The organism is Ensifer sp. NPDC090286 (assembly GCF_044769565.1).
Lineage (GTDB): Bacteria > Pseudomonadota > Alphaproteobacteria > Rhizobiales > Rhizobiaceae > Ensifer.
The window spans coordinates 1,272,300-1,289,235 of record NZ_JBIVYF010000001.1 but is presented as its reverse complement, the minus strand read 5'-3'; the positions used below and the strand labels follow the sequence as shown (position 1 = coordinate 1,289,235).

Below are 16,936 nucleotides of genomic sequence, written 5' to 3'. Positions count from 1 at the left end.
TGAATAGCTAATATCTGCATCTTCCGGTAGCGCCGTCAATTAACATTGTCGTGGTGGCGAAGGGGCGAAATGCCGCGTCTCGGACGGCCTATCGGCGGCTGCATCAATGAGCTGTCGTGGCACTGAGGCCGATAATTTTCATGGGGTTAAGCTTTGTGCGGTGCAAATAAATAATGCTGCAGTGCAAATAGAATTTTGACTAATCGCGTTGTTTGATCAGTATATTTTTCAAAACTTCTTCCAAGTTTTGGAAATATGTGCTCTCATAGGTTTAGTTGGAAGGAGGAAATGCCATGCCCTCGTTCTTCGAGCACTTTGCACTTTTCGACGCCTTGATCGTTGCGGCGATCTGCACGCTTCTGATCCTGAGTTACTTCAGCCGCGAGGCCTGAGGACTGCGGTCGCGAAGGCGGGTTGATTGCCGACCCGGAGCGGTCGGAAAACGCCAGGCATGAGCGTCGTGCCAGCCGTCGTGGCGCCTCCGAACGGCGACAACTCCTGGCTATTTTCATTCTCTATCTGCACAACTTTACGGCTGTGAAGGTCTTTGCTACCTGAGACGCTCAGTCGAGGGGTAGCAGCATGGCAGTTTGGTACTATTTGACGGGACCGGATCAACACGGTCCTGTCGATGACGACGATCTCCGAGCGCTTGTTCGGGATGGCAGGATCACGCAAGAAACCATTGTGTGGCGCGAAGGTCTGGAGGAATGGCAGGCGGCCGGATCCCATCCAGACCTTGTCGATGCCTTTGTGCCGCCACCCATCTCGGCGACCGCAGCCGAGGCGGACGCCGCCGAACCCATCGTCGAGGAACCAGACGTTCAGCCCGGACTGATCCGCAATTCCCGGCCCTGGCCACGGTTCTGGGCGCGCCTCATCGACAATTTTCTATTCACGCCGCTGCTCGGGTTCGGTATCAGCGTATGGGCCGTTTTGTACGCGCCGAGCATCTACCTGCAAATCGTCTCCATAAATGGCGCTCTCTTTGTCTTGATGTTGTTGCCGCTTGTCGCTTTGGTGCTGGCGCTTAGCATGACGATCACGGGGACGACGCCGGGCAAGGCGATCGCGGGTGTGCGCGTCCCGGTGCCTGCGGCTCGCAACCGTGCCCTGTTCTTCCTCGTAAGGGAGTTCAAGGTATGGGTTATCGGCCTCGGGCTGGGCATTCCGATCGTAACGCTCTTCACCCAGATCCGACAGCGCCGCCGCGTCTCTCTTGGGCAACCCGCAAGCTACGACAGCGGGAACCCCGTCGTTGTCGCCGATCCCTCGCAGTTTCGGTTCGGAGTGACCCTGGTCGTGGCGGCCGCTCTCCTCATCGGTAGTTTCGCGCTGCAAGCGGAGGAGCGGGCCATGGAGAGCAATCTAAAGACCACTCAGAGCTGGTCCAACCCGATGACCCAGCGCGTGGCGACGATCGGGAGGTCCTGGAAGCCAGAGGAACTTGAGACCAATAGCGGTCGGATTTTCTACTTCGTTTCCGACGAACTTCTCTCCGAGGCGCTTTTCGGGCACGAAGAGTTACCTTCGGATGGCATTGGAGCGGACCTCTATGCGGAGGCGCTCGAGAAAGTGCTCCGCGAGGAGGTCGATATCACCACCGGGTGGCAGACCGTCACTATTTTTGACATGGCGGGCCTTCAGGCAGGCCTCAGGGCAACGGGTAAGGCAGTGAGCGCCGAGGACGCGTCTGTTGAAGTGACAGTCGCCGTCAGCGGTCGCGATGCGTGGAGAACGCTGGTTTACACCCGCGGCAATTCCGCTGAGCAGGAGGCGGAGAAGAGACGGTTTGTCGACGCCATGTTTGCGACGACGAAGTAGCGGAGGTCGGCGGCGAGGGCGCACGGGCGGCTCACTGAATGCGCTTCAGTCCGCGCGCTTCGCCGCGACATGCAGCCAGCGAGTCGGCTCGCCGTCATAACCGCCGCCGTCGGCCTCGCTGATGTCGACTTCGGGCCAGCCGGCGTCTTCGAAGCAGGCGCGTAGCCAGTCGGCTGAGGGGTAGTTGAAGTAGCGGCCGAAGCGGTCGTGGCCTTCCGTCTCGCCCGCCTTGAAACTCGCCTGCAGCATGCCGCCCGGCTTCAGCGCTCGGCGAACGCGGGTGAGCACGTCGGCGAGTTCCGTGCGCGGCACATGCAGAAGCGAGGCCTCGGCCCAGATGCCGTCGAACCGGTCTTCCCAAACGATCTCCTGAAACGCGATGACCTCGACCTTGCAGCCGATGCGCGCTTCCGCTTCCCGCGCCAGTTCCGCCGAGCCGTCGCAAGCGCTGACGTCGAAGCCATGCTCAAGCAGGACGAGGCTGTCATGCCCGCCGCCGCAGCCGAGATCGAGCACGCAAGCGCCGGGGGCGAGGCGGGCCATGAAGGCCGCCAGACGCGCTTCCGGCGGTTTACGGTCGCGCGCCGCATAGATCGCGGCATTGTCACGATAGAAGGCGAGGGTGTCGTCGTCGGGTTTTGTCATAGATGCTTTTCGGTGGTTGTTGCCGCACGAGATGGATGGGGCCGTTGCTTCGGACCGCGGAAAAGTCGTCTGCTCTGCTTCGGCTAGGCCTCCCGGCCGATCAGAGGCAGCGCGCGCAGCATGTTGCGGATGGCGATGGCGTCCCAAGGCAGGTGCTCGGTGATGCCGAGCCCGACGACCTCGACCTGCGCGGCAACGTCGTTGAGCAGGCGGACGACCTCGGGGATCGTCATGCGTCCCTGCGGTATGCCGGCGAAGGCGCCAGGGCCGGCATCGGGTCGAGAGAAATAGAGCGAGCGCAACCCGGAGGGATCGAGAACGTCGAGATCGAAATGGATGGCGACATGGCGCGCGCCGGTCGAACGCAGCCAGTCGAGCACCGGCTTGCTCGTTTCGGTGAGTTCGGACGGCGTGGCGAGGTTGAGCCCCAGGCGGTCGACGGTGGCGCGTTCTCCCGGCGACATGTCGTAGAGGCCGGCATACATCACGCGTTCCGGCTTGATCGGCCTTGCCACCCGCCCCACGAAATCCGCGTCGCCTTCGCCCATCAGTTGGGCAAGCACCATGGTGTGCGCATGGGTGCTCTGATCCGTTGTCCTTAAATCCGGATGGGCATCGACCCAGAGGATTGCGAGGTCGCCCTCATAGCGTTCGTTCAGATAGGCAAAGGGGGCGAGATCGACGGCGCAATCGCCGCCGAGAACGACGACCTTGTCCGGCGCCTCCCGCTTCAGGATTTCTTGCGTCGCATCGAGCTGGCGAAGAAGGGCGCTACGGGCGACGATGCCATCTTCAAGGGCAAGCGCCGAGCCCTCCGGTTCCGGCACCTCGACGGTTGCGACCGGTCCCGAGGCGGCCGGCGCCAGAAAGGCGAGCAACTGCGCACCGAAGTGATAGGCTTCCAGCGTCCCACCCTGCCATTGCGGGATCTGCAGACGCAGCGTTTTTCCGCTCATTGCTCCCTCCTGTCGAAGCCCGGCCACAGACTAGACGAAGATTGCTGCAGGCGGAGAAAAATATCGGCCTGCCGTCAGCGAAAGGGCTGATCGACAGGTCGCAGGCTTCTGGCTAAGGATGCGACAGCTGACCCGAACCGGAATCTCCGATGGCCGATTTTCCCATCCTCCTGACCTTCGTTGCCGCACTCTTCGTTCTCGAAATCACCCCCGGTCCGGACATGATGCTGGTTCTTGCCCGCGGGATCGGGCAGGGGCGCCGGGTGGCGCTGTTGACGGTGGTCGGCATGATCTTCGTCGCCGGCGTCGTGCAGGTGGGGCTGCTCGTTCTCGGCGTCGCCTCGCTGTTGAAGGCCTATCCCGCCAGGCTCATGCTTCTGCAATGGGCGGGGGCCGCCTACATGCTCTATCTCGGCGCGCGGATGGTCTGGTCGAGTTTCAGCGATGCGGGCGCAGCCAAGCGACTGGCGGCGACCGAGGTTTCCGACTGGCGCGCGGTTCGCGAGGGAACGATCAACAGCCTGACGAACCCGAAGTCGCTGCTCTTCATGTTTGCCTTCCTGCCGCAGTTCGTCGATCCGACCGCCGGCCCCGTGTGGCTGCAGCTTGCCGTGCTTGGCACCGTGCAGAAGCTCGCTGGCATCCTCTCGCTCGGTTCGGTGGCGCTTGCCTCGGGAACGGTCGGCCAGGCGCTTTATCGTTTTCCGCGACTGCTCGTCTGGCAGCAGCGTTTTACCGGCGCCGTCATGCTGGCGCTCGGCATCCGGCTGCTGCTCACAGGCAACGCCAGCGCGCCAGCGGTCCGAGCGTGAAGCAGCGCTTGCCCCCGCTGGTGGCGGGGACAGCTTGAATGGCGTTGCCGCGACGGCAGAGTGCCCAGGCCCTCTGTCGCGTCGTGTCGATCGGCCGGGTGGGAGCCGGCAATATCTATGGTCTCACTTGGCCGCCTGGGTGGTGCCGAGCACGTAGTCCCCGTCCCAGTGCCAGATCTGCTTGTCGTCGACCGTGACCTTCACGATCGCCTGGAAGCCGGCGAGCGTGCCGCTGCCGGCATGGAACGCGCAGGTGCCGAGTGGCGGCTTGGCCGTATCGTAGACGACGCAATATCCGACCGCCGAGTCGCCGTTTCCAACCGAGATGACGGCAGTGCTGCTGGAGAAGAGCGGGTTGGCGACCACCGGTCCATAATAGAGGATTTTGGTGCCCGCCGGGATCGCGTCGAGGTTCGATTCCGTGATGGTGCAGAAGCTCGGCGTATCGCCGGTAAACTGGCTGCACTCCTTGGCAATCTTGAGGGGTTGCGTCTCCGGCGCTGCGGGTGCTGCGAACGCCGCTTGTGCCAGCGCCAGGATGGTGCCAGCCGACAGGATAAACAGTCTGCTCATAGCCTAGTCCCTCCGGTCGAATTGAGGGGCGGGATTTTACGCTTCGGCCTCTCTCCCGGCAATTTGCTCCTTCGGATTATCAAGGCACCGGGTACTGCGGCCGGCCCGTTCGGAAAGCCTCGCAAGGCACCGCATCGGGTGGGTTGAGCCATCCGGTCGAAAGGCGACGAAGAACCATCCCGCAGGGCGCTGAGCTGCGGGATGGGGAAGGCAAGGGGCTTTCTGCTTACTGCTTGGCGTTCGACAGCTTGTCCATGACTTCGTCGAGATTGAAGCTTGCCGGCTTCTGGCGGATCGGAAAGTCCTTGAAACTTTCCAGCCATTTGCCGACCAGCACCTGCGACGGCACCAGCAGGAAGGCGCGCTCGGCCATCCAGCGGTCGTATTCGAAGGATTCCGGGCCGCGCTCGAAGGGATCTGCCCGAAGGTTGAAGATCCATGGCAGGCGCAGGTTGGTGAATTCGCGCTGCCAGACACCGATGCCGGTGTGTTCCTGGATCTTGAAGTTGAGTTTCCAGTCCTGGACCCGGACCGCGACCAGTTCGCCGTCGTCGTTCCAGTAGAGGAAATCCCGCCTGGGGCCGTCGGCCACTTCGCCGCGGAAGAAGGGCATCAGGTTGTAGCCGTCGAGGTGGACCTTGAAAGTCTTGCTGCCGGCCTGATAGCCGCCGAGGCATTTGGCGACGACATCCGGCTCGCCGGCGGCGGCACAGAAAGTCGGGATCAGGTCGTAGTGGGAGAACATCTCGTTATAGACGGTGTTCGGCTTGATGACGCCCGGCCAGCGGATCAGCATCGGCACGCGATAACCGCCTTCCCAGTTGGTGGCCTTTTCGCCGCGGAAGGGCGTGGTGCCACCGTCCGGCCAGCTCATCACCTCGGCGCCGTTGTCGGTGGTGTAGACGACGATGGTGTTTTCGAGCACGCCGAGGTCTTCGAGCTTTTTCAGGAGTTCGCCGACCATGCCGTCATGCTCCACCATGCCGTCGGGATAGATGCCCTTGCCGGTCTTTCCTTGGGACTCCGCCTTAAGATGGGTGAAGATGTGCATGCGGGTTGAGTTGAAGTAGCAGAACCAGGGCTTCTGCGCATTGTGCTGCCTGTCGATGAAGTCGAGGGCAGCCGCCAGGAACTCGGTATCGACGGTTTCCATGCGCTTTTTCGTCAGCGCGCCGGTGTCCTCGATCCGGCCATCGGCATAGGAATGGATGACGCCGCGCGGGCCGAAGCGCTTGGCGAAATCCGGGTTCTTCGGATAGTCGGGGTTTTCCGGCTCCTCCTCGGCGTTGAGGTGATAGAGATTGCCGAAGAATTCGTCGAAGCCGTGGGCGGTCGGCAGGAATTCATCCTTGTCGCCGAGGTGGTTCTTGCCGAACTGGCCGGTGGCATACCCCTGCGCCTTCAGGAGTTCGGCGACGGTCGGATCCTCGGCCTGCAGGCCGAGATCGGCGCCGGGCAGTCCAACCTTCGTCAGGCCGGTGCGGATCGGAGACTGGCCGGTGATGAAGGCGGCGCGGCCGGCCGTGCAGCTCTGCTCACCATACCAGTCAGTAAAGAGCGCGCCCTCGTTGCCGATGCGGTCGATGTTGGGCGTGCGGTAGCCCATGAGGCCACGATGGTAGATGCTCGGATTGAACCAGCCGATATCGTCGCCCATGATCATCAGGATGTTGGGCTTGCCGCCGCCGCCCGTGGCCGGCGTGCTCGATTGCTGGGCGTGCACGGCGGGGGCCGAAACGGTGAGGGCGGCTGCGGCGAGCGCGCTGCCGCCCAGTAGGAGATCGCGCCGGCTGACGCTTAAGGATTGGTCGTTCGGGGGCAGGTCGGTCTTTCGGGAATGATCGGATACCGGATGCTTGCTCATGACATGTCGCTCCATATCGTCAGGGGTTCGAGACGCAACGAAACTCGGGCTATCGGGACTTGAGCTGGTGAAAGGCAATCGGTCGGCGCGACTCTGCGCCCGCTTCCGGCAAGCGGCAAGCATGTAACGGTTACGCTCTGATGGGCATCGCGCGGAGCCCGCTCGCGACTGCCACGAACTGACGTAGCGTCAGTCATTCGACGTTAGGTTCAACGCGCTGAAAGGGCGAAAATCGCACGAATTTAGGTCAATAATGTTGACATAAATTGGCGGCCATGATCCTGTCGCTTCACCGTCTTCCGCAAGCAAGCGGGATCGCTTGAAGCGGAAAGGTGTTTTAGAACGAAAAGGCTAGAGCGTCCCTTGCGCGTTCGTGATAACGCATGGCGCTCTAAAACCCGTGGAGAAAGCGGAGAACCGCTTTCCGCAATAATCTTCTTGAGGAAACACCCCATGCTGGATTGGGAACATATCTTCGCGACGCGCTCTAGCCGTATGCGCGCTTCGGAAATCCGCGAACTGTTGAAGCTGCTCGATCGCCCCGACATCATCTCGTTTGCCGGTGGCATTCCCGATCCCGCGCTGTTTCCGGATGCGGAATTCAAGGACGCCTATGCGGAGATCTTTTCCGGTCCGGCCGTAAGTGCTGCGCTGCAGTACTCGGTCAGCGAAGGCTACAAGCCGCTGCGCGAATGGCTCGCCAAGGAGATGGAAAAGATCGGCATTCCCGCCGGCGCCGACAACATCTTCATCACGTCGGGCTCGCAGCAGGGCCTGGATTATCTCGGCAAGCTGTTCCTGTCGCCGAACGATACGGCGCTCGTCACCTGGCCGACCTATCTCGGCGCGCTGCAGGCGTTCAACGCCTACGAGCCGACCTACGACCAGCTGAACCCCAACGGCAACCGCACGCCGGAAGCCTACCGCCAGGCGGCAACCGATGCCGGCGGCCGCGTCAAGTTCGCCTACCTCTCGGCTGACTTCGCCAACCCGACCGGCGAGACCGTCGACCGCGCCGGCCGCGAGCGCGTGCTTGAACTTGCCGAAGAGCTCGACATTGCCGTCATCGAAGACGCGGCCTACCAGTCGCTGCGTTACGACGGCGAGCCGGTGCCGCCGATCCTGGCGCTCGAAATCGCCAAGAAGGGCGACATCAACAACACCCGCACGATCTATTGCGGCTCGTTCTCCAAGACGCTCGCCCCCGGCCTTCGCGTCGGCTGGGTCTGCGCCTCGGAAAAGGTTATCCGCAAGCTCGTGCTCCTGAAGCAGGCCGCAGACCTCCATTCCTCGACCATCAACCAGATGGCGATCTGCACCGTTGCCGAGCGCGGCTTCGACCAGCAGGTGGCCAAGATCCACCGGGTCTACAAGCAGCGCCGCACGGCCATGCTCGCAGCGCTTGAAAAATACATGCCCGAGGGCGTGTCCTGGACGAAGCCGGAAGGCGGTATGTTCGTCTGGGTGACGCTGCCGAAGGGCATGGATGGCGCCGCACTGCTGGCAAAATCGATCGAGACGGCCAAGGTCGCCTTCGTTCCCGGTCGCGCCTTCTTTGCGGATGGCTCGGGCGAGAACACGCTACGCGTCTCCTTCTCCTGCGCCAACGACCAGATGATCGACGAGGGCATCCGCCGTCTCGGCGACCTTATCCGTGGCGAAGTCGCGGCGCTGGCGGCTTAATTAAGGCACAGGCTTTCCGGAAATTGTCGAACGCGCTCGCTCCGGCGGGCGCGTTTTTCTTTTGGCTGGTAAAACCTTCTTCTTTTAGTCAAGATGACGCATTGATCGAAGCGGGGCCTTCCGATAGACAGGACGGACATGACCGGGCACGCCCGGCCACGTAAGCGTTAACGTCACTCAACGCGTATGATCGAACGGCCAGAAGCGGCTTCGATCTGCGTGACTGTGTCCTGCGGATCGAGCTTTCAAGGCCCCCAAAGGATGCAAATGGACAATTTTCCCGCCTATTCCCATCTCCCGACGCCGCGCATCGAACGTGTTCGCCACGAGCTGAAGCGCCGATCGCTCGTCGTTTCCGCCATCGAGCTGGTCACGCCCGGCATGCTGCGGATCACGCTTTCCGGCGACGATCTCGGCGACTTCGTCAGCCTCGGGGCGGATGACCACATCAAGATCTTCGTGCCCGGCGCCGATGGCACGGTGGAGCACCGGGATTACACGCCGCGGCGCTACGACACCGACGCCTGCACGCTGGTGCTCGACTTCGCGCTGCACGAGGCGGGGCCGGTGACGGCCTGGGCGATGAATGCCGCGGTCGGCGATCATCTCGAAATCGGCGGGCCACGCGGCTCGGCGGTCGTCTCGGGAGACTTCAAGCGCTGGCTGCTGATCGGCGACGAGACGGCGCTGCCGGCGATCGGCCGGCGGATCGAGGAAACGCCGGCGGGCCATCAGGTCACCAGCATTGCGGTCGTCACCGGGCCGCAGGAGCGGCAGGATTTCCGCACCGAAGCGGCGCTTGAAACCCATTGGGCCTATCGCCCGCTCGATGCGGCGCATGACCCGTCGGCGCTGCTTGCCGTCGTGCGCCAGGTTCCGCTCGAGCCGGGCACCTTCGTCTGGATCGCGGCCGAAGCCGCGGTCACCCGGGCGCTCCGCGCCCATTTCGTCGAAGAGCGCGGCTTGCCGCTCACCTGGCTGAAAGCCTCGGGCTACTGGGTGAAGGGCAAGGCCGACAGCACCGAGAAGTTCGAATAGACCATTCCGCGCTCCGGTGCCCTTTCAGGGCATCGCGACGGGAACGCTCGACCGGCGGATCGAAAAGATCCGCGCGGACCTTCCGCGGTTGCCTCAGGCGCGCCTTTCCGAAGGGGCGCCTGCCGCGCTGATGCCGACAGAGCAGGGCCGGCAGAACAAGGCCGGGAAAACCGCGCGGTTGCCCGGGTGCGCGGTTGCCTTGTCACGAAGAGTCAGCTCATTTCGCTTGCTAGGGCGCCGTCGATCCGATCCTGTGGAGCGACGGCTGCCACCCGTGGTTCACTTCGAGGGCAGGGCAGGCTTGGACCTCATCGACGATCAAGCGCAATCCGATCAGCCGACGCCGCGCATGTATGCCTGGGCGCGCAACTCGGCCGCCTATCGGCTGGCGCGGCAGATGCTGACGGAAAAGCAGCTCTTCGACGCCATCTCGCGCAAGGCGCGGGAGAAGTTCGAGGATATCAGTGTCAACCAGGTGGAACTGCTGGCCGCTGCCGCCGTGACCTTTGCCTATGACAACGGCGCGCTCAACGACAAGGCTTACGCCGAGATCATGACCCGCTCGGCCATGCGCGGCGGCAAGTCGAAGCGGGCGATCGCCCAGAAGCTGTCGGAAAAGGGTGTCGCGCGGGATGCCGTCGCTGCGGCGGTGGCGGAAGCCGACGATCTCTATGCAGCCGTCGTCTTGGCGCGAAAGCGCGCCTTCGGGCCGTTCCGCAAGGCGGCGCTGGACGAAAAGCGCACGGCCAAGGAGCTCTCCGCCTTTGCCCGGGGCGGCTTCGGCTTCGAGCTGGGCAAGCGGGTCTTTGCGATGTCGATCGACGAGGCCGAGGACATCCTGTTCTCCGGCCGCTCGCTCTGACTCAAGGGTCCGTTCCTGCCGTCTGAATTGCGAACGGCCACGCCCCAAAATAAACATATGAATGAGTCATTCATTTATTATGACATCGGCTCGTTTCATCAATCTGGTCGCGGCACTCGGGACGGCTCTCGCCGATGCCCAGGTCAGCGCCTGCGAAAAGCTCGGCGTCGTTCCGAGCGACGCCGCTGCCCTGATCACGGTCGGTTATCACAAGGGAATGTCGGTCGGCGCGCTGGCGCCGATCATCGGCTTTACGCAATCGGCCGCCGTGCGCTCGGTCGATCGGCTGGTGGCCCAGGGGCTGATCGAGCGGGGGCAGGGCGAGGACAAGCGCCAAGTCGCACTATCGCTCACGGCAGCCGGCATGGCCCTGCGCAGCGACATTCTTGATGCTCGCGGAAGGGCGGTCGAAAAGGCGGTTGCAGCACTCGATCCGTGGCAGCAGGTCGATCTCGAACCGATGGTGGAGAAAATGCTGGCGGCGCTGACCGCGGACCGCCACAGCGCCGACCATATCTGCCGGCTTTGCGACGAGACCGTCTGCACGCCGGAGACCTGTCCGGTCGAACGCGTCGCGGTCGCCCGAGAGGCCGGGCCGTGACCGGGCACGGGCAGGAGGCGGTTGCCGGTAAGCTCGGGCTTGGGGCCGCCGTTGCCGCCATGGTGCTTTCCGCCGCCTGCTGGGGCTTTGCCACCGTCATGTCGAAGGGCGCGCTTTCGGCCTTTTCGCCGCCGTTGCTGGTCAGCCTGCAGCTCGGCGCCAGCGTCGCCTTTCTCTGGAGCGCCGTCGGCGTGTCCCGGCAAAGTCTGCGCTTCGATCGCCATACGCGGCTGGCGGCGCTGAGTGGCGTGCTCGAACCGGGGCTTGCCTATGTCTTCGGCACCTTCGGCCTGCTCCTGACGACGGCCGGCAATGCCTCGCTGATCGCCACCACCGAACCGCTGCTGATCGCGCTGCTCGCCTGGCTCCTGTTTCGCGAGAGGGTCGGCCTGCCGACCGTGCTTGCGATCCTTGCGGCGATGGCCGGTGTTGCGATCGTCACGGGTGCGCATGGCGCCGGCAGCGGCTTCAGCCCGGCCGGCGATCTTCTCGTCATTCTCGGCACGGTGTTTGCGGCGCTCTACGTGGTGGTTAGCAGCCGGCTCGTGGCCAAGGTCGAGCCGCTGATGCTCGCGGCGCTGCAGCAGTCGGTCGGCCTCATCTTCGTGCTGGTCTTCCTGCTCGCCTGGGTCTCGCGCCAGGCGATCGGCAAGGACCTGGCCGCTGCGGAGGCGGGCATGCTGGCGCTCGCCCTTTTGTCCGGCATCGTCCAGTACGCACTTGCCTTCTGGCTGTACCTGATCGGCCTCAAGCGCCTGCCGGCCAGCACGGCCGCGCTGTTCCTGACCTTGACGCCGGTCTTCGGCATCGGCGGCGCGGCGTTTTTCCTCGGCGAAGCGGTGACGCCGTGGCAGGCGATCGGCACGCTCGTCATCATCGCCTCGGTCGCTGTCGCGTCGCAGGTCTCTCGCAGCTGACGCGGATGCGGGCGAGGGGGATAGCGAGCGGCGGCGTGAAAGCCGCGGGCAACTACCCGCGCTTCAGCGCCGGATCGTCCATCGCCGGATTGTAGAACAGCGACAGCGTCAGGCTGCGGGCGATGCGCTCGGCCGTGGCCATGAACCAGGCCTTGGCCTCGCCGTTCGGGGCGATGTCGTCGAGCGTCGTGGAAAAGAGATCCAGCCATTTCGGGAAGAGATCCGGCGTCATGTTGGCGACGCCGACATGGGCCTGGACCGGCTTGCCACCATAGGCGCCGTTGCGAAAGGCGACGGCCGACCAGAAGCTCTTCATCTTTTCCATATGCTCCGGCCAGCGGCCGGAAAGCCTGGCGTCGAAGACGGGGCCGAGCTCGGGATGGGCAAGCACCCGGGCATAGAAGGTCTCGACGAGACGGTCGATGAAGGCCGCATCGATGCCGATTGCCTTCATCTCGGCTTCCGCTCGCTCGCGGATCGCTGCGACATGGGCGGCGCGGCCCTGCAAGTCGTTGTCGTCCATCCCGATGTCCCTGTCTAAATAGCCTTGCGTCTGCGTGCTTGTATTTGGCGCCTTGCATATAGGCATGCGGGGTTGTCGCGCCAGAGGCGAAAGGGGCGGTTGCGGCAATCTGTCAGGATGGCGCCGGTCGAATTCTCCAAGGGCTGCTCACCCCGGCCTTGCAACGGATTGCCTGCAGTGCGCGGTGCAGTAACGGGTGCGGACCGCCACATCGTAACTGTTACGTACTTGGACACCCGCCCCCTCAAGCGCATCATTCGCCCGGTCCTCGACAGCAGTGCATTTCCGATCGCCTTAACAAGGAGAATACGATGAGCATGCATGACGATAGCAAGGCCACGCCCGCGATGGCCGAGAATGGGGTGACGGATGTCAGCCGCCGCGACCTACTCCTCAGCGGAACGATTTTTGCGGCCGCGTCGCTGGTGGCAGGCGCTGCTTCGGTAAGCCCGGCCAAGGCGCAATCCTCATCCTCCTCGAGCGGCAAGCCGCCGAACATCCTCGTCATCTTCGGCGACGATATCGGCATTCCGCAGATCAGCGCCTATACGATGGGCCTGATGGGCTACCGCACGCCCAATATCGACCGCATTGCCGCCGAGGGTGCAATCTTCACCGACAGCTACGGCCAGAACAGCTGCACGGCGGGACGCGCCTCGTTCATCCTCGGCCAGGAGCCGTTCCGCACCGGGCTCTTGACGATCGGCATGCCGGGCGACCCGCACGGCATCCAGGACTGGATGCCGACGATCGCCGACGTCTTGAAGACCAAGGGCTATTCCACCGGCCAGTTCGGCAAGAACCACCTCGGCGACCGCGACGAGCACCTGCCGACCGCTCATGGCTTCGACGAATTCTTCGGCAACCTCTATCACCTCAACGCCGAAGAGGAGCCGGAAGGCTACTTCTATCCGAAGGATCCGGAGTTCAAGAAGAAGTTCGGTCCGCGCGGCGTCATCAAGTCCAGCGCCGACGGCAAGATCGAGGACACCGGTGCGCTCAACACCAAGCGCATGGAAACGATCGACGAGGAGTTCCTGACAGCCGCCAAGGACTACATCGACCGGCAGGTCAAGGCCGACAAGCCGTTCTTCTGCTGGTTCAACTCGACCCGCATGCACGTCTTCACCCACCTGAAGCCGGACTCGCTCGGCAAGACCGGCAAGGGCATCCATGCCGACGGCATGGTGGAGCATGACGGTCATGTCGGCCAGCTCCTGAAGCAGCTCGACGATCTCGGCATCGCCGACAACACCATCGTGCTCTACACCACCGACAACGGTGCCGAACTGGCCCTGTGGCCGGACGGCGCGCAGACGATGTTCCACGGCGAAAAGGGCACGACCTGGGAAGGCGGCTTCCGCATTCCGATGATGGTGCGCTGGCCGGGCGTGGTGAAGCCGGGCACGCAGATCAACGACCCTGTGACCCTGATGGACTGGCTGCCGACATTCGCGACGGCTGCCGGCGTCGGCGACGTCAAGGAAGAGATGAAGAAGGGCTTCAAGGGCACCTCGAAGACCTTCAAGGTGCATCTCGACGGCTACGACCTGACCGATACCCTCAAAGGTGAGGCCAAGCAGCCGGCGCGCGAGACCGTCTACTACTTCGACCAGGGCGGCAACCTCAACGCACTGCGCTGGAACGACTGGAAGCTGAGCTTTGCCCAGGCGAGCCACGGCAACATCGCCACGGCGCAGCGCGAAGTCACGAGCTGGGCGGTTATCGCCAACCTGCGCATGGATCCCTATGAACGCGGCATGGAGGACGGCGGCGGAGCGATCGAGTTCCTGGCCCGCAACATGTGGCTGCTGGTGCCGATACAGGCAAAGATCAAGGAGTTCTTCCAGGACTTCAACGATTATCCGTACCAGGCCGGAAGCACGCTGAACGCCAGCGGTATCAACTACGGTTGGTTGGCGCAGCAGGCCGCGATGAAGCGGCTCGGCGAGCTGGAAAGCCTTGCTCCGCGGTAACCCGAAACCTTGCCTCGCCGCCGGCTTCGGCCGGCGGCGAAGTGCCTGACGGCCGGCCGGACCGGCTGTTCTTGCGGCCGCCGGCTGATCGCATGCGGCACTTGTGGAATGCCGGCACTCTTTTTCGAAGGCCAAGACCGCACCCTGCCGCGCCGCCCTGCTTTCGGCGAGCGTTGCGGCGGAGCCCGAGGGGTTTCATGGATTTTCTGATATCGCTTGCTGAAGTCAGCATCCTGGCCTTTGCAGCCGCTCTGCTCGTTATCCAGCTTGCCGCCCACGAAATCGGCTATCGCTTCGGCGTGCGCAGCAAGGAGCGAGCGGGCGGCCAGATCGAAAATGTCGGGGTCGTCGTTGCCGGCATGCTGGGGCTGCTCGCCTTCGTGCTGGCGCTGACGCTGTCCTTTTCGACGACGCGCTTTACCGAGCGCCGGCAGGGCACGCTGGCTGAAGCCAACGCCATCGGCACGGCCTGGCTGCGCGCCAAGGCGATCGGCACGCCGGAGGCGCTCGATATCGCCAAGCTGCTCGAAGACTATACCAAGGCGCGCGAGGACTTCGTGCGCGCCGGGCGCAACAGCGATGCGCTTGCCAAGGCCAACAGCGACACGTCTGCCTTGCAGCAGCAGATCTGGCAGCGGGTAACGACGATCGTCCAGCAGGACCCGGACGCCGTCTCGGCATCGCTGATGTCGGCCGTCAACGAGACCTTCGACGCCAGCACGGCCGAACGCTACGCGCTCGGCATCCGCCTGCCATGGCAGATCTTCTGGCTGCTGATCGGGGTGATGGTGCTGAGCATGGGCGCGCTCGGCTACCAGTTCGGCCTCAAGGGAAGGCCGGTGCGCTTCCTGATCGTGCTGCTCACGCTGGTCTGGACCTCGATCATCGTCAACATCCTCGATCTTGCCTCGGCAAGGGTTGGCAACTTCCGCACGGATACGTCCGTCTATCAGTGGACGCGGCAGGGGTTCAGCGGGAGCAACGCGCCGCAGTGATGTCGGCGGGATGGACCTGCGCGCAGGTTGTCGACGGAAACGGAGCCGCATCATCCTGTCGATGCGCGGCTCCCACTCGTTGGCTTGACCGCTACTTCACCTTTACCAGATCATCCGGCTTCCAGCTCTGGTCGAAGAATTCCGCGCCGGTGCCATAGAGGCGCAGTGTCGCGATGAAGTTGTGATCCGGTGCTGTCTGGATCCAGTTGTTGTCATCGGCGTCCGCAGGCTTGCTCGGGCCGAAATAGAGATCGACGGAGCCGTCGCTATTGGTCTTAACCTTGTTGAAGGCGTTGATGGAGGGCAGCAGCTGCGGGGTTTCGACCATGGTGCCGTCGGTGACGTTATAGGCGGTCACTGCCCAGAAGAGCTTGGCTGGCGGGTTCGGCGGCAGATGCAGCTTGTAGCTCTTTCCGCCGTCGAGGAAATCGCCGTCGGCATCCCGAAGTGCCGTCGGGTACTTCGAGCCCGCATCGAGCGTGTGCATGACCATGGCCGGGGCCGAGGAGTAGGCGACCTGGAAGAAGCCGGCACGCTGGTTGACGTCGAGATAGCTGTCCTGGAACCACTCGGCCGTGCCGCCGGCCCAGACGTTCTCGAATTGCCGGTCCTTGTAGTAGAGATTGCGGCCATCGGGGCGGCCGGTCTGCCTAAGCGCCATGATCATCCGTGGCGCGGTTTCCACCGCCTTCTTCAGGAGTTCCTGTTGTTTTGCCGTCGGCTCAAAGGGCTGGCCCTTGACGATGCCGATCGAGGCGAGCACGCCGCGCAGTTCCGGCGTGATGGCCGAAACAGGCTCATAATCGACGAAAGCCTTGAGCTTGGTCCAATAGGCATTGTCGACCGGATACATCATGTTGATGCGCTTGCCTGAGCCGTTCGGGAATTCCATCGGCTTGGCGTCCTTCTCGGTCGCAAACAGCGGATAGATGCGGGTCCGCTCGGCATTTTCGACGGCGGGCTTCGGGTCGGGGCCGTTTTCGCCCTTGCCCATGACGGTGCGGAAGAACAGGAAGACGTTGTAGGTGCTTGAGGTGAAGGTGTAATAGCCCTTCGGCACTTCGCCGTCATAGCCGGGCGGGAGCAGCAGATAGAGCCCGCCGCGGGCCTCGTCCGGCCCGATCGCGCCGACATCGGTGATGGTGCGCTGGAAGAAATCGGTGAACATGCCAATGACGTTTGGCGGGGCGGCGATCACCAGCGGGCCGGTTTCCTTGAGGTCGAGATAGTTCATCGAATAGATGACGTCGGCATTGGGCGTCGGCACCCAGGCGCGCGCATCCATGCGATCCTTCCAGACCGGCAGCACGTTGTAGCCCTTGCCGAACTCGGCCTCCGACCCGTCGCGCATGCCGATGACGTTGAGCGCCGGCAGCATGGTCATGTAGGCGTGGATGGCGCGCTGGTAGTAAAGCTCATCAAGCAGGCTGTCGGCCTCGGCTTTGTCCAGCCACTTGCCGTTGTTGATCTGCTCGACGAGCGGCGGGGCCTTGGCCTCCTGAGCCATCGCCGGTGCTGTGAAGACGACGGTGCTGAGCGCCGTTGCGGCCGCAAGATAAACGAAAGCTCTGGTCATCGGACTCTCCTTTAGCTGGTGGGCTGCTCGTGGGCCTGAAGATCGGCCGTTCCTGGCAGCACCTCTTTGACTGGCGCATTAGACGCCGCTC

Annotated in this window: 15 protein-coding genes; 9 read left to right on the top strand and 6 right to left on the bottom strand. The window is 63.4% G+C overall.

Going from position 1 to position 16,936, the window contains the following annotated elements; translation table 11 throughout:
• Positions 1 to 582: 582 nt before the first annotated feature.
• Positions 583 to 1,824, top strand: coding sequence for an RDD family protein (locus ACIQUG_RS06415; protein WP_402318726.1), 1,242 nt, complete (start codon positions 583 to 585; stop codon positions 1,822 to 1,824).
• A gap of 45 nt (positions 1,825 to 1,869) precedes the next feature.
• Here ACIQUG_RS06415 and ACIQUG_RS06410 read toward each other — a convergent pair whose 3' ends face one another.
• Together ACIQUG_RS06410 and ACIQUG_RS06405 are read right to left on the bottom strand one after the other, a co-directional pair.
• Positions 1,870 to 2,469 (bottom strand): class I SAM-dependent methyltransferase, encoded by a 600-nt coding sequence (locus ACIQUG_RS06410; RefSeq protein ID WP_402318723.1) that lies wholly within the window; start codon positions 2,467 to 2,469, stop codon positions 1,870 to 1,872.
• Between the two features lie 83 nt (positions 2,470 to 2,552).
• The gene (locus ACIQUG_RS06405; RefSeq protein ID WP_402318721.1) at positions 2,553 to 3,425 is read right to left on the bottom strand and encodes an arginase family protein; all 873 of its coding nucleotides are present in this window, start codon (positions 3,423 to 3,425) and stop codon (positions 2,553 to 2,555) included.
• 149 nt (positions 3,426 to 3,574) lie between these two features.
• On the opposite strand from ACIQUG_RS06405, the gene ACIQUG_RS06400 reads away from it, so the two are divergent.
• Entirely contained in the window at positions 3,575 to 4,237 is a 663-nt protein-coding gene (locus ACIQUG_RS06400; RefSeq protein ID WP_402318718.1) for a LysE family translocator, read from the top strand.
• A gap of 123 nt (positions 4,238 to 4,360) precedes the next feature.
• Here ACIQUG_RS06400 and ACIQUG_RS06395 read toward each other — a convergent pair whose 3' ends face one another.
• Entirely contained in the window at positions 4,361 to 4,810 is a 450-nt protein-coding gene (locus tag ACIQUG_RS06395) for a hypothetical protein (RefSeq protein WP_402318715.1), read from the bottom strand.
• 226 nt (positions 4,811 to 5,036) lie between these two features.
• Positions 5,037 to 6,674, bottom strand: coding sequence for an arylsulfatase (locus ACIQUG_RS06390; protein ID WP_402318712.1), 1,638 nt, complete (start codon positions 6,672 to 6,674; stop codon positions 5,037 to 5,039).
• 453 nt (positions 6,675 to 7,127) lie between these two features.
• On the opposite strand from ACIQUG_RS06390, the gene ACIQUG_RS06385 reads away from it, so the two are divergent.
• The 5 genes from ACIQUG_RS06385 to ACIQUG_RS06365 all read left to right on the top strand — a co-directional run bounded on the left by ACIQUG_RS06385 (position 7,128) and on the right by ACIQUG_RS06365 (position 11,775).
• Positions 7,128 to 8,357 carry a PLP-dependent aminotransferase family protein gene (locus ACIQUG_RS06385; protein ID WP_043616346.1) on the top strand — a complete coding sequence of 410 codons (1,230 nt, stop codon included), beginning with the start codon at positions 7,128 to 7,130 and terminating at the stop codon, positions 8,355 to 8,357.
• A 267-nt stretch (positions 8,358 to 8,624) separates the two neighbouring features.
• The gene (locus ACIQUG_RS06380; RefSeq protein WP_402318709.1) at positions 8,625 to 9,395 is read left to right on the top strand and encodes a siderophore-interacting protein; all 771 of its coding nucleotides are present in this window, start codon (positions 8,625 to 8,627) and stop codon (positions 9,393 to 9,395) included.
• Positions 9,396 to 9,696: 301 nt separating this feature from the next.
• Entirely contained in the window at positions 9,697 to 10,257 is a 561-nt protein-coding gene (recX, locus tag ACIQUG_RS06375) for a recombination regulator RecX (RefSeq protein ID WP_402318706.1), read from the top strand.
• Between the two features lie 79 nt (positions 10,258 to 10,336).
• Positions 10,337 to 10,858: a MarR family winged helix-turn-helix transcriptional regulator gene (locus ACIQUG_RS06370; RefSeq protein WP_402318703.1), complete on the top strand. Its 522-nt coding sequence runs from the start codon at positions 10,337 to 10,339 to the stop codon at positions 10,856 to 10,858.
• On the top strand, positions 10,855 to 11,775 hold the full coding sequence (locus tag ACIQUG_RS06365) for a DMT family transporter (protein WP_402318700.1): 921 nt from the start codon (positions 10,855 to 10,857) through the stop codon (positions 11,773 to 11,775). Before ACIQUG_RS06370 ends, ACIQUG_RS06365 begins: the two co-directional genes overlap by 4 nt.
• A gap of 52 nt (positions 11,776 to 11,827) precedes the next feature.
• Here the strand turns inward: ACIQUG_RS06365 and ACIQUG_RS06360 are convergent, their stop codons facing one another.
• Positions 11,828 to 12,298, bottom strand: a complete 471-nt coding sequence (locus tag ACIQUG_RS06360; protein WP_192446611.1) for a group III truncated hemoglobin — start codon at positions 12,296 to 12,298, stop codon at positions 11,828 to 11,830.
• A gap of 311 nt (positions 12,299 to 12,609) precedes the next feature.
• Between ACIQUG_RS06360 and ACIQUG_RS06355 the strand changes: the two genes are divergently transcribed.
• Positions 12,610 to 14,274, top strand: coding sequence for an arylsulfatase (locus tag ACIQUG_RS06355; protein ID WP_402318697.1), 1,665 nt, complete (start codon positions 12,610 to 12,612; stop codon positions 14,272 to 14,274).
• Positions 14,275 to 14,471: 197 nt separating this feature from the next.
• Positions 14,472 to 15,269, top strand: a complete 798-nt coding sequence (locus ACIQUG_RS06350; protein WP_402318694.1) for a hypothetical protein — start codon at positions 14,472 to 14,474, stop codon at positions 15,267 to 15,269.
• A 91-nt stretch (positions 15,270 to 15,360) separates the two neighbouring features.
• Here the strand turns inward: ACIQUG_RS06350 and ACIQUG_RS06345 are convergent, their stop codons facing one another.
• Positions 15,361 to 16,845: a DUF1254 domain-containing protein gene (locus ACIQUG_RS06345; protein ID WP_402318691.1), complete on the bottom strand. Its 1,485-nt coding sequence runs from the start codon at positions 16,843 to 16,845 to the stop codon at positions 15,361 to 15,363.
• Positions 16,846 to 16,936 lie beyond the last annotated feature (91 nt).